The sequence below is a fragment of the Brevibacterium sp. AGC70 genome (assembly GCF_057334195.1).
Window position 1 is genome coordinate 55,084 of sequence record NZ_JBHFIH010000001.1, and the last position, 12,856, is coordinate 67,939.

The 12,856-nt window shown below is 59.7% G+C and carries 10 protein-coding genes; 3 read left to right on the forward strand and 7 right to left on the reverse strand.

From position 1 onward, the window contains the following. Window positions 1-146 precede the first annotated feature (146 nt). Both ACE03M_RS00225 and ACE03M_RS00230 read left to right on the forward strand, forming a co-directional pair. Window positions 147-1,505 (forward strand): MFS transporter, encoded by a 1,359-nt coding sequence (locus ACE03M_RS00225; protein ID WP_222103605.1) that lies wholly within the window; start codon window positions 147-149, stop codon window positions 1,503-1,505. 183 nt (window positions 1,506-1,688) lie between these two features. After that, window positions 1,689-3,008 carry an iron-containing alcohol dehydrogenase gene (locus tag ACE03M_RS00230; protein WP_485932049.1) on the forward strand — a complete coding sequence of 440 codons (1,320 nt, stop codon included), beginning with the start codon at window positions 1,689-1,691 and terminating at the stop codon, window positions 3,006-3,008. Window positions 3,009-3,129: 121 nt separating this feature from the next. Here the strand turns inward: ACE03M_RS00230 and ACE03M_RS00235 are convergent, their stop codons facing one another. The 7 genes from ACE03M_RS00235 to ACE03M_RS00265 form a co-directional block, all read right to left on the reverse strand. Further along, complete coding sequence (locus ACE03M_RS00235; RefSeq protein ID WP_485932050.1) at window positions 3,130-4,032, reverse strand: patatin-like phospholipase family protein; 903 nt, start codon at window positions 4,030-4,032, stop codon at window positions 3,130-3,132. Window positions 4,033-4,130: 98 nt separating this feature from the next. Beyond that, window positions 4,131-6,146: an ABC1 kinase family protein gene (locus ACE03M_RS00240; protein WP_485932052.1), complete on the reverse strand. Its 2,016-nt coding sequence runs from the start codon at window positions 6,144-6,146 to the stop codon at window positions 4,131-4,133. A gap of 841 nt (window positions 6,147-6,987) precedes the next feature. After that, window positions 6,988-7,281 (reverse strand): 8-oxoguanine DNA glycosylase OGG fold protein, encoded by a 294-nt coding sequence (locus ACE03M_RS00245; RefSeq protein ID WP_485932601.1) that lies wholly within the window; start codon window positions 7,279-7,281, stop codon window positions 6,988-6,990. 155 nt (window positions 7,282-7,436) lie between these two features. Next, on the reverse strand, window positions 7,437-8,717 hold the full coding sequence (dctP, locus tag ACE03M_RS00250; protein WP_485932054.1) for a TRAP transporter substrate-binding protein DctP: 1,281 nt from the start codon (window positions 8,715-8,717) through the stop codon (window positions 7,437-7,439). A gap of 138 nt (window positions 8,718-8,855) precedes the next feature. Next, window positions 8,856-10,400, reverse strand: coding sequence for a TRAP transporter large permease (locus ACE03M_RS00255; protein WP_485932056.1), 1,545 nt, complete (start codon window positions 10,398-10,400; stop codon window positions 8,856-8,858). Window positions 10,401-10,423: 23 nt separating this feature from the next. Then, window positions 10,424-10,960, reverse strand: a complete 537-nt coding sequence (locus ACE03M_RS00260; RefSeq protein WP_485932057.1) for a TRAP transporter small permease — start codon at window positions 10,958-10,960, stop codon at window positions 10,424-10,426. Beyond that, on the reverse strand, window positions 10,960-11,910 hold the full coding sequence (locus ACE03M_RS00265) for a LysR family transcriptional regulator (RefSeq protein ID WP_485932059.1): 951 nt from the start codon (window positions 11,908-11,910) through the stop codon (window positions 10,960-10,962). The genes ACE03M_RS00260 and ACE03M_RS00265 overlap by 1 nt, the downstream gene beginning before the upstream one ends. Before the next feature lie 105 nt (window positions 11,911-12,015). On the opposite strand from ACE03M_RS00265, the gene ACE03M_RS00270 reads away from it, so the two are divergent. Further along, window positions 12,016-12,762, forward strand: coding sequence for an aspartate/glutamate racemase family protein (locus ACE03M_RS00270; protein ID WP_485932061.1), 747 nt, complete (start codon window positions 12,016-12,018; stop codon window positions 12,760-12,762). The last annotated feature ends 94 nt before the right edge of the window (window positions 12,763-12,856 follow it).

Below are 12,856 nucleotides of genomic sequence, written 5' to 3' on the forward strand. Positions count from 1 at the left end.
CAGTGCAAAGCTGCAACTCAGAACGATGAACGGCGTCGACTCCCCGCACTGCTCCATCTCGAATTGGAGAACGTGATATGCAACAGGAACCAGCAACTGACGCTGGCGGCCTCCGCCAGACTGAAATGACCGACGACACTCACCGCGTGTCCAAGAAAGACGTTCGGACAGCGGTGTCATCGTCGACAATCGGCACGACCATCGAATGGTACGACTTCTTCCTCTACGGCACGGCTGCAGGTCTAGTATTCGACCGTCTGTACTTCCCGACCGGTGACAGCACTATCGGGCTGCTGCTATCTTACGGAACTTTCGCTGTGGGCTTCTTGGCCCGCCCGTTGGGGGGATTGGTCTTCGGCCACCTGGGCGACCGGATAGGGCGCAAGAGGACTCTAGTAACGACCATGTACATTATGGGCATCGCTACGTTCCTGATCGGCGCGATTCCCACGTACGAGCAGATCGGAATTTGGGCGCCCATCACGCTCATCCTCTTGCGGATCGCTCAAGGAATCGCGATCGGCGGCGAGTGGGGAGGCGCAGTGCTGTTGAGCGTTGAGTACGCGCCTAAGACCAGACGAGGATTCTTCGGCAGTTTTCCTCAGATGGGTCTCGCCTTTGGCCTCTTGTTGGGCACAGGCGCGTTCACACTCCTTAACGTGTTTATGTCGGATGAAGCATTCCTCGCGTGGGGGTGGCGCATTGCCTTCTTCGTCAGCATTCTGCTGGTCGTTGTGGGAGTCTATCTTCGTTCGAAAATTGCAGAGACTCCCAGTTTCCGTGCCGCGCAGAAAAAAGTGGATAGCGTAGAACGCAAAATCCCTCTTGCCGAGTTGCTCAAAGACCGACTGTCGCGTCGGCATTTGCTGCTAGGAATGGGGACTCGCTACGCCGAGGGTGTCGCATATAATCTTTTGGCAGTATTCATTATTGCATTCGCGACAGGCACTGTCGGTTTTTCGCAACTTGAGGTTTTGTTATCTCTCATGATCTCAGCAGTCATTTTGGCGATCTTTATACCTGTGTGGGGTCGAGTTTCGGACGCAATTCCGCGTCGTGTGGTTTTCGGCAGCGGAGCATTGGCACTTGTCGCGATCGTATATCCGGCCTTCTGGGCTATTCAAACGGGTTCATGGCTGGCGCTTACCGCAGTGCTAGTCGTTGCTCTTGGCGTTGTCTATCCACTGATGTATGGTCCGATGGCGGCATTCTATGCCGAGCTTTTCCCACCCGCGACCCGGTACACGGGGATTTCAATTGTCTATCAGGTTTCTGGAATCATCGCTTCCGGCATGACCCCATTTATCCTTACATGGTTCGTTGGTGGATTTGGCCTCAATGCTGCATTGGCCTATGTAGTCTTCTCCTGTGCCGTAACTCTCGCCTGTACATGGTTGATCCGCGACCGTGATATTCGTGCCGTCGGTGTTACGGAAAATGATGTGACAGTCGATGAATCGAGACAAGAATCGAATCTGGACGGCGGCAGGGGACACGCTGGATGAGTAATTGTGATGCGGTGACAGATAGCCACACGCATTGTACTTACTGTCTACTCTCTACTGGGCACAGGGGCGCCGACAGATCAACCAGTGATCTGTATGAGTTTGAGAACGGTAACGGTGCTTAGGCAAAAATCGATACAGGATCTAACGAAAAGCGACCCTAGCGAGAATGGAATGGAACCAATGTCTGAACTCAAATGTAACCGACTATTTGCGGGATTCCGAGCGCCACGAGAGATCATCTTCGGTACAGGTCAGCGCCATAGTCTTCCAAAAATCCTCAATACTCTCGGGACCCGAGTCTTCTTCTGCGTTGATCCTTCGATGGTCACGCACCCGGAAGTGAGCACACTGATGAACAACGTTGCCGACAGCGGCATTGAAGTAGAGGTATTCAGTGACGTCTCACCCGAGCTGCCAATAGAAGACATCGCTGCTGCTGTGTCGGCCGCCAAGAGGCATTCGACAGATGCGGTAGTGGCAATTGGCGGAGGTTCGAGTATTGACCTGGCGAAACTTGTCTCGTGTCTGCTCGCCCACCCAGGGGACGTCAAACAGTACTTCGGAGAGTTCGCAGTCCCAGGACCTATTCTCCCGATCGTGGCTATTCCAACGACAGCCGGAACAGGTTCAGAGGTCACCCCTGTCGCTGTGCTGACAGACACAGAGCAAGGCGTGAAGGCAGGAGTTTCGAGTCCCTATCTAATTCCTACAGTGGCACTCTGCGACCCCGAACTGACACTCACCTGTCCGCCCTCGGTAACCGCGGCTTCCGATGCCGATGCACTCACCCACTGCATAGAGTCATACACCGCCATCAGGAGAGACAGCCATCCCGATCTCTTGGCAAGCCGCGTAGCTATAGGGCAAAGCAAGCTCACAAACTCTTTGGCCCTTGAAGGAATTCAGTCCATCAGCGACGGGCTCCTGGGAGCTTATCGGGAACCGGATTCGCTGCATGCGCGCACACAAGTGATGTACGGCGCGCTCCTAGGTGGACTGGCTTTTGGCACTGCGGGCAACGCCGCCGCTCATGCTCTTCAGTACCCCGTCGGAGCTGCGACACGCACACCACACGGGGTCGGAACCGGACTGCTCATGCCATACGTGATGGAGTTCAACTGTCAGGCTCGAATTCCGGAATACGCAGAGATTGCTCGGATCATCGGAAGAAGTGTCATTGCGGACGACATCTTGTCGGCAAGTGTCTCACAAGCGGATCATGCGCTTATCCTCGCTGCCAGCAACGGAACGAGCGCAGGCGGAAACCAAGAAGAACAACTAGCGGCCGCAGCACCCCGTCTCGTACAGCTGTATCTGTCGGGAATAGAAATTCCGAGCGCTCTGAGCCAGATCGGCTTCGATCCCGCCACGATTGGGTCGGCTGCAGAGAAGGGGGTCGCCTCCAAGCGGCTCTGCGACAACAATCCCATCTTGCTCGACACTTCAGGAGCAGAGTCAATTCTGCAAGCTGCAATGATTGGTCGTTTGTCTCTGGGGTGAGATTACCCGTCGCGATGTAGAAACCTTTAATGGCGGTTCTCGTGGAACTACGCAGAAGTGGGCTCCGTTTCCACGCGGAATCGTGTTGCGAAAAGCTGTCGTTCGCGTAGCAATTCGCTGCTCACACCCCGAGGAACTCGCGCATCGCCGGCAACTCACGGCGTGACTGAGACAGCCCCATACGATGAGCCGCGGCGAGACGCGAGAGATCCCGGGTGCCGTTGTCGACCGGCATACGCTCCGGTGCGAACACGTGGGCCTTCCCCTCGGCTTCGAGAGCGAAGATGCGGTCACGCGTTTCGTTGTAGCGCTTCCACCGAGTCAGCAGCGCCTCGCCCACCGCCGGGTACCGACGAAAGATGCTTCGGTAGATGGCAGGAAAACGCTGCGGTACCTTCCGGTATGAGCGCTCCTGGGTGAGGACGATGACGAACTTCTCGAAACCTTCGCGCTGGGCCTGGCTCAGCGCGATTCCGCCATCTTCGCCCATCGCCCCGTCGACGTAGACGTGTCCGTTCAGGTGGACCGGCGGCATGAGACCCGGCATCGTCGAGGAGGCACGGACGCGAACCATGAGATCTTCGATGTGCGGTGTGTCCTTCCGCGACCACACGACGTCCTCACCTGTCACTGCGTCAAACGCGACGATTCGCATTTCGGCAGAACTCGACTGGAAAGACGCCCAATCAAAGGGCAGGGCCTCTTCGGGACCGCCGGCCTTCTGGTAGATGTACTCCGCGTTGAACATGCCCTGCCCGCGGGCAAAGTAACGCAGACCGCCGAATTGCTCATCCGCAGCAAAGTCGACAAATGATCTGCGTGCCCGACGTGCGTCACCGGACAGATAGTTCACCGCATTCGACGCTCCGGCGCTGATCCCTGCCACCCAGTCGAAGTTCAGACCGGCGCCAAGCAACGTGACGACCATCCCGCTTGTCAGAGACGCTCGCATACCGCCGCCTTCGAAGATAAGTGCGGTGTCGCTGATGCGCGCCGTTCCTGTCGTGTGGTCTGTGTCCGTCATGTCGATCATCCTAGCGAGTGCCATTCCGCTTGCAGTGCACCGCCGTCACTCCGCGACTATGGGAACAAACCAGCCACACGGTGTCAGGCCGCCTTGGATTACCCCAGGCCTTCCCACACCATCCGCTGTCGCAGCGCCGGTGCCAGCACCATCGCCGCTATGACGCTGCCGACCAGCAGCACCCAGGCTCCGAAGTACGTGAACAGCTTGAGCTCGGGCGCCAGCGGCGGACCGAAGTCCGCGGCCATGAGAATGACTCCACCGAGGATCAGCGCAGTAGACACAATCACTTGGATGAACTGTTCGACCGTTGACTTGAGCAGCCCCTTGATCATCGAAATATTCAGGCCGCTCGTACCGACGTCGAGGGTCCCGTCCTGCAGGTGGCCGGCGATGCGTGAGAGCTGACCGGGAAGTTCTGCGATCTGCGGACCTACGGCGGCCGCGTAGAGTGCTGTCTCCTGCAGGTCGACTCCCAGCCCTCCGACCTCACGCAGAAGGCTGCGTCCGTTCTGCGTCACGAGAGTGAGCAGGTTGAGCTCGGGGTTGAGCTTCGTGATCGACCCCTCGAGCGTGCTGATCGCACGGAAGGCCGTGGCCACAGAGGCCGGCATGGGGAAACCGAAGTCGACGACGAAGTCGATGAGCTCCCCGAACAGGGCAGCCGAGGTCGAACCAGGCAGGCCGTCACCGTATTTGAGTAGTATCTGGCCGATCTCTCGCTGCAGCTCTCGAAGATTGATGTCACTGGGTGTGCCGAGGAGGTCGAGAATTGCGGCCGTCGCGGCCTGGGAGTTCTGCGAGTCGAAGGCCATGAGCAGCAGGGCAATGGCACGGCGGTCTCGTTTGTCGATGCGCCCGACGGCCCCAAAGTCGACGAGGCCGGCCCGGCCTGCTGGTGAAATGACGATGTTGCCCGGGTGCAGGTCGGCGTGGAAGATGCCCTTGCCCAGCACCTGCCGGACGACCATGAGGAAGAGATCCTGGGCGATCTCGTTTCTGGCCAGCTCCGAAAGATTCTCGATAACCTCGGTGGCATGTGAGAGCGGAACACCTTCGATGAGATCCATGACGATGACGTACTCACCGGAGTACTCCTTGTACACCCGTGGGATGCGCACCATGGAGTCCGTCCCCGAGGTGGATCGGCCCGTCTCGTCGGCTGTGCGCAAAGCCTCGATGTGGGACAACTCCCCGCGGTAGTCGAGTTCTCCCTGCAGGGAATCGACGAAGCTGCGGGCAAGTTTCCCAATGCCGACCCTGCTCGCCCAGTCGGTGGAGCGTTCGAGGCGATCTGCAAGGGTGAGGACGATATCGCAGTCGGCTCGGACTTGTTTGCGGATCTTCGGCCTCTGTACCTTCACGGCGACGACACGACCGTCCCAGGTGATGGCTCGGTGGACCTGTGCGACCGAGGCGGCAGCGAAGGGGACCTCGTCGAACTCTGCGAACACCTCGGCGACGGGCCTGCCCCACTGTGCTTCGAGCTGGCCCTTGACCTCACTGAACGGCACCGGCGGCACTCCCGCCTGCAAAGTAGAGAACTCTTCGACGAATTCGTGCGGGATCATGTCACCACGGGTGGCGATGAACTGGCCGAGCTTGATGAAGGTGACGCCAGCAGCGGCGAGCGCGTCACGCGTGGTCGACGCGACCTCGCGCAGGGACACTCGCAAGGTCGGAATCCGGGGCTTGAGGTAGCGGGAGAGTCCGAACTGGATGAGGATCTTCTGGATCTGGGCCAGGCGATTGAGCCTGCGATACCAGGTGGGGATCTTCGGCGCCGACCGCAGCAGCGAACTCAGCGATCCTGTCGGGAGAACGAGCTCGATGGCCAGGAGCACGAACATCTGGATGACGATGAACCAGGCGAACAGCAGGAGGAAGACCATGATGGCCGGGAAGCTCATGTCGAGGGTCGGATACTGTCCGCCTTCGGCGATGCCCAGAAGACGATACGCCTGGAGGGTGATCGGCCAGATCGACAGCCCCATGGCGAGGGAAACGATGGTGTTGCGAGCTGCACCCGTGCCGGTGAACATCATTCGCCGGACGAGGAAGCCGACGATGAGTGCACTGAGGACGCCCAGTCCGATGGAATAGAGGATCGTCACCCGTCAAGCCCTTCTGTCGTTCGATCAGATGCGCAGAGCGGCGCTGGCTGTGGTCGGCAGACCGACTCAGTTGTGCGCCGCCACCAGCCTAATTGATCAAGCCTCGCTGAGATTGAGAATTCGCAGTGCATCACGACTACCCGTAATCCTGGAACAACCATAGATCGACAAGAATGCTAGTGAGCCCGGAGTTGGTGCCGCAATTAGTAAAAGCATTCGAGGCCATTCTCGAGGCTGCGACGATAACATCGCTGTTCTTCAGTACTGACCGACGTGTGCACGAGATCAATCAGATTTGGCTGAAATTAGACGAGCGTGTTTCACTTCAGATCGTCGAAGCTGGCCTCTGATCGCACCGTGCCGAAACGCCATAACAAAAATGGCGACACTAGCGGCCATGCAAACCGCCACGCCGAAGGACATCAACTTACTGACTTCGTGGACCAATATATCGATGTCACTACCGAACATACGATCGTTGTCCCTGGTCCGGCCGTCTTGGCTTAAGAGTGTATTTGATCCAAGATTGAAGAATACGGCGATCGTGCTTACGAATAGTGGAGCGCCGAGTGCAAACGCAATTACCGGGATGTTCGTCCAAGTCCGCCAACGCTGGTCTCGACGTGCTAAATCCTGGATTTGGTGCTCGAGATCCTCTAGATCCCGTTGGTCGCCATGATCTTTCATAGATTCCTCACAAATAGCCTTGCCACCGGCAATATGGTACTCCGATACAAGCTGTTGAAACGAGTCGTTTAGCTGAGTCGCCAGATGTGCGCTCCCGACTGAGGCCGAAAATCGCGAGTTAAACCAGGGAGCCAGTCTTGTTGACTGGGGCCCTTCACTGGACCAGAAACGAAATAGAGACTGACTTCCCTTGAGTTCGGTCCGCTCTAGGACCAACACAGTTGTTGGGTTCAACGTGACGAACAATCCAGCCTCCGACTCGCTGATCAAAAATTGGAGCGACGTCCTCATCCTGTTCAGATTCTTCCATTGAACGAATCGCGAGCCACTTGGTGAATACTGCTCCGCCTAGATATTTGACATGTTCGACACTATTCATGAAGCAGAAGGCATCTATTGCTCTCCGCGTCTGCAGGTGGCAACGCCAGGACTCACTAGTGCAACCAATACGGCTTCACGATGTCGAAAAGTTCTCGGCACACGACTTTGGCTCCGCCGCCTACAAGAATTGTCGGCCCACACATGGGAGGTGAATTCCGGACACAAAATCAGATCCTCAAGATCACCGAGCAACTGAGGATCGCGTTAGTCCCCCGCCCTACCTCACTCCGGCCGGTGCTCTGCCATGGCCTTCTCGAAGAGCTGCGTTCCGAGCTCGTCGTAGTTCGCGTCCTTCGGGTACCACTGATCGAGATCAGCGAAGTCGCCCTTATCGTCGTAACCGAGCTCGGTCACGCTCTTCTGCCAGTCGGCCCCCGCGGTCTTCAACGTCGACGGCGCATCAGGGACGTCGGCGTTCTTTGCGGTCTTATCCGAGAGCGTCTTGGCGTACTTCGCCATCTGCTTCTGCACCTCATCGTCGAAGGGCTCAACCGATCCGTCGTTGGCCTTCGCCTGTTCGACGGCCATCGCCTTGGCACCGATGACGACCTCCATCATGGTGGAGAACGTCGTCGACATCGAGTCGAAGACGATCTGCTGATAGGCCGCCGGCAGCTCCGAGTACTTCTTCCCGGCTGTGATGGCACCGGCAGAGCGCGCGATTCCCGCATCGGAGGCGACTCCGATATTCGGGGCGACTTCGAACGTGCCGGCCTCCACGTTCGGGGCGAGCTGCCCGAGATCGCAGTCCACGGTTCCGCGCTGCAGCGCCTCATAGGTCTCCGGGAACGACAGCGACACCGGAGTGGCCCCAAGATCGGTGACCTGCTTACCGGCGGCGGCCGACCCGACACGCAGCTGCTTGCCCTTCCAATCGTCGAGAGACGACATCGGCTTCGAACACATTGTGGAATACCCACCGGCGGCGAGCATCGGGATGAGCGGAACGAGGTTCTTATCCTCGAACTCGGCGAGCACCTCAGGCGTCTCCCACGCCGCTTGGACACCAGCGGCATTCGCGGCCAGATCACTGGCGACCGGCGAGGACGGCAGTGTCGACATGGCGGTGCCGAGCGCATCGAAGGCCGGGTATTCGGCAGGAGTGTAGGACGGCAGCGTGAACGCGAGATCGACTCGCCCGTCAGCCAAAGCGTCATCGACGTCGGCGTAGCTGGCGATCGCCTGACCCCAGACGATGTCAACGGTGATCTTCCCGCCCGAGCGCTCCTCGATCGCCTTCTTCACATCGAGCCCATTCGGCGCGAGGATCGACTTCTCCGACATCGCCGAAGGCTGGAACTTCAGGGTCACCGGGTCAAGATCGGACAGAGCCTCATCGATCTCATCCTGTGGCGCGTCGTAGGCGAAGCCCTCCCCTGCGGAGGCATCCGAGTCTGAATCGCTCCCGCCGACAGATCCGGCGCATCCGGCCAAAAGCGCCAGCGACGCGACCGTCGCGATGGCGGTGAGAGGGCGGACTGACGCCGACCGAATGCGATTCATGGGACCCCTTTGAACAACGACTGAGAGTTTCCTTCGATCATAGATCTGAATGAGTCCACCCTGTTATGACTCCCCTCACACCGCTCTGAATCCCGCGACAGCACGCACGACGGAACTGCAGGGCCACCTCGGCGAGGGTCAGCTACTGGCCATGCCGCCGCTGGTGCGCTCGATGAGATCCGGCAGCCACTCCGTCATGCCTGGTACGGCGACCAGAAGGACGAGGAAGACCACGGCGACGGGTAGGAACCACAGCAGAGAGATGAAGTTGTCGCGCAGCGTGATGGTGTGCCCGAGGTTGACGGCCTTGTCCTTGACGATGTTGTGGATGATGTAGGGGATGATGCCGACCGGCGGGGTGATCATGCCGAATTCGCCGAGGAGGACGACGAAGACACCGAACCAGAGTGGGCTGACCCCCATGGTCTCGAGCGTCGGCAACAGGATCGGGATGGTCAGCAGCATCATCGACATGGTGTCGAAGAACATGCCCATGATGACGTAGAGGACGATGAGCACGAGCAGGAAGCCCACCCGCGACAGCCCCAGGTCGGTGATGAAGCCGGTGAGGATGGGGGCCAGCCCCGTGATCGCGAGCAGGCTGGTGAGCATCGTCGCACCGATCATGATGAAGAAGATCGCCGAGGTGGCCGACACCGTAGCCAGCGCTGAGTCCGCGATCTTTCGCCAGGGTTGGTCGCCCCGCTTCTCCCACAGACACAGCAGGACGGAACACAGTGCGGCCGCGGCTCCCGCCTCGGTGGGGGTGAAGATTCCGGAGAACATGCCACCGAAGAGCACGACAAGGATGACTAGGAAGCCCCACACTCCGCCGAGTGAGGTCAGTCGCTGGCGCCAGGTGGGAGTCGTGCGGTCGGCGGTATCGACGCCGCGACCGACGAGTTTCGGGGCGATGACACCGATGGCGAAGATGAAGACGGCGAAGCACAGCGCAAGCAGAATTCCGGGCAGAGCGCCGGCCATGAGTGCCGGACCCACGGGCACCGAAGCGATGCCGGCGTAGATGACCATTAGGATCGACGGTGGGATAAGGTTGCCGGTCATTCCGGAGACCATGATCGTGCCGACGGCCATGCGCTTGTCGTAGCCGGCCTTGAGCATCTCGGGGATTCCGGCACGGCCGAGCGCGTAGGTCATGCCGATGGTTGACCCGGTCACTGCCGAGAGTCCGGCCCCGGCGAAGGTCGTGCCGATGCCGATGCCGCCGGGCAGCCAGGAGAACCAGTGGTCGGCGACCCGGTAGATCTTGCCAGAGAGTCCGGATTGGGTGAGCAGCATGCCCATGAAGATGAACATCGGCAGCACGCTCAGCGACCAGTCCGAGACCGCGCTGAAGGGTGCCGTCGAGAGGATATTCATGGTCGCGGGGATGCCGCTGACCGCGTAGACGCCGATGATCGAAGGCACGGACAAGGCGATGGCGACAGGAACTGAGAGAAACAACAGAACGAGCATCATCGCGATGCACCAGGCGCCTCCGACTGCTGCCGAGGGGCTGGTGAAGAGGCCGATCAGGCAGATGGCGACCAGGCCGAAGCCGATGATCAGAGCGAGGACGCCGGGCGGTTTCCTGCGGGAACCCGATGGCAGCAGCTGGGGGCTAGTCGGCGGGCCGTCATCCGGCGTTGGGCCAGCGGCCGGATTATCAGTATCTGCGTTCACAAGTCGGTTCCGTCAGCAGCTCGTCAGTATGTTCTGTTGTCGGCGTCGTGCTCGGCCGGTCTGCCCGTGGCACGGTCGAGCACGGATTCGCTAGTCCGGGCGATGAGGACGGCGTCGAGGACGTAGAGCGCGGCTAGGAGTACGAAGACGATCGGGACGAGGAAGTAGACCGGCCAGGTGATGATGTCGGACACGTCAGCGGTCGAGCCGATCGCCATGTTCTCGAGTGCCTTCAAGAAACCGAACCAGGCGAAAGCGAGGGAGACGAGGGCGCCGAGAATGCAAGCGAAGACTCTGAACACCGAAGCGGTGGCTGGCCGTGCCCGGTCGATGGCCATGGTGACGGTGATGTGTTCCTTCTGCAGCTGCGCAGCTGGGATGCCGAGGAGTGCCACGATCGGCAGATACCAGTACTCGACGATCTCGTTGGTGCCGTAGATCGGGGCGTCGAAGAGAGAACGCGTGAGCGCGTGGATGACGATGTGGAGCATCATGATGATGACCGCGGCTGCCGTGGTGATCGTCAGGCACTTGTTGAGGACTTTCGTGAACGTCGGCATCACATATCACCTGCGACTTCCACCGCACGAAGCGCATTCAACAGATCCTCGACCTCTGATGTCGAGCGCAGTCCATCGGGGATCATCGCGGTGACTCTGCGTGCCCCGGCCTCGTCGAGGACGATCGGGTCGATGCCGGCTACTTGGGAGTAGCGACGGGCGCTGCGTGGCAGAAGGGCAACGCCCAGTCCGTTGGAGACGAGCGACTGGATCGCACCAGGGTTGTCCGTGATGTGTCGTGTGCGTGGTTCGAAGCCAGCGCGCCGGCAGAGACGCTCGGCGGTGGAGCGGCAGCGTACGCAGCCCATGATCCACGGCAGGTCTGCGACATCGCTGAGGCGGGTGATCTGTCCAGCTCGGTTCCATCGTTCGGGGACCAGCAGGTCAAGATGGTCGGCGCCGAGATCGACCGTGTCGTGAGCAGGAAGGCTTGGAGCTTCCTCATCTTCGTGATGGAACAAGAAGGCTACGTCGATCTCGCCTTCCTCCAGCAGAGTCATGGCTTCGGGCGGTTCTGTTTCGGCAACCTCGTAGGAGTGGTGTTGGACGGATTCGCTGCCCGTTCCGGAGGATGATGCGAGACTCCCCAGGGCTGCGGCCAAGGGGCCGACGACGAAGCTGGGGAATCCAGCCAGTCGGACATTGCGTCCGCCGAGGCCGAACGCTCCGGCCAGGTCCCCTCGCAGACCCGTCACCGAGGTGGCTATTTCGTTGGCGCGGATGCGTGTCAGTTGGCCAGCTGTGGTGAGGACGATACCGCGAGAGGTGCGTTCGAAGAGTTTGACGCCCAGATCTTTCTCGAGCGCGTTCATGTGTTGGGACAGTGCCGGTTGTGACCAGCCGAGTTCGCGTGCGGCGGCTCCGATGCTGCCTGCCTCGGCGATCGCGCCGAAGATCAGCAGACGTTTCGGTTCGCCGACGTCGAGCGCCTGCTCAAACACATTTGCCATAAGTCCAGGTTATGTCATGGCAGAGGGAACTGGGCCTACCGGGAGTCCCTGGATCGGACGAGACTGGAGGGAAAGCACTGATACACGAGGACGAGGAGACAAACTATGCGCAGGATCGGACTGTTGGGTGGAATGAGCTGGCACTCGAGCATCGAGTACTACACGAAGATCAACTCGGCTGTGACTGAGCGTCTCGGCGGGCATCATTCTGCACAGATCCTGTTGGACTCAACCGACTTCGCCGATATCCGCGACATGCAGGTCGCCGAGGATTGGGCGGGTATGGATGCCTCCCTGGCCGCAACGGCACAGCGACTCGTCGAGGGTGGAGCCGAGGCAGTGGCGATCGCGACGAACCTCATGCACAAATGCGCACCTGCCGTAGAGACCGCAGTCGGTGCACCCCTGATTCACATCGTCGATGCAATTGCGACGGTGGCCAAGCGTCAGGGCCATTCGACTCTGGCGGTGCTCGGCACTAAGTGGACGATGCTCGACGGCTTCTACACCGAACGGCTCGAAGCGCAGGGCATCCGCACTCTCGTCCCCGACGAGGAGACCTGTATCGAGATCGACCAGATCATCTTCGACGAACTCACCCAGGGCATCTTCACCGATGCCTCCCGCGCCCGATATGTCGAGATCATGAAGGATCTCAAAGCTCGCGGCGCCGATGCCGTGGCACTGTCGTGTACGGAGATCGGCTTACTGGTGCCGGCTGGAGCCGCGCCCCTTCCGGCAATTGATTCGGTTGAAGCGCATGTTGCGGCGATTGTCGAGTGGATGATGGCGGAGGAGCTGGCGGGCGATTGGCCACAGATAGAGCACAGGGCACAAATCCCAGCGCCCTAAGTTGCCTATACAAACGACCGAAGGTCGAACAAGACGCTATTGCTGCAGTCGCTATGAGCGAACAACTCTAGCTCGAGACTTCCACCCACTACCT

What these genes read in the sequence shown, in the direction of transcription:
- ACE03M_RS00260 (WP_485932057.1), bottom strand. Translation starts at nt 10,960, where the DNA reads ATGCCGACGTTCACGAAAGTCCTCAACAAGTGCCTGACGATCACCACG.
- ACE03M_RS00235 (WP_485932050.1), bottom strand. Translation starts at nt 4,032, where the DNA reads ATGACGGACACAGACCACACGACAGGAACGGCGCGCATCAGCGACACC.
- ACE03M_RS00230 (WP_485932049.1), top strand. Translation starts at nt 1,689, where the DNA reads ATGTCTGAACTCAAATGTAACCGACTATTTGCGGGATTCCGAGCGCCA.
- ACE03M_RS00270 (WP_485932061.1), top strand. Translation starts at nt 12,016, where the DNA reads ATGCGCAGGATCGGACTGTTGGGTGGAATGAGCTGGCACTCGAGCATC.
- dctP (WP_485932054.1), bottom strand. Translation starts at nt 8,717, where the DNA reads ATGAATCGCATTCGGTCGGCGTCAGTCCGCCCTCTCACCGCCATCGCG.
- ACE03M_RS00265 (WP_485932059.1), bottom strand. Translation starts at nt 11,910, where the DNA reads ATGGCAAATGTGTTTGAGCAGGCGCTCGACGTCGGCGAACCGAAACGT.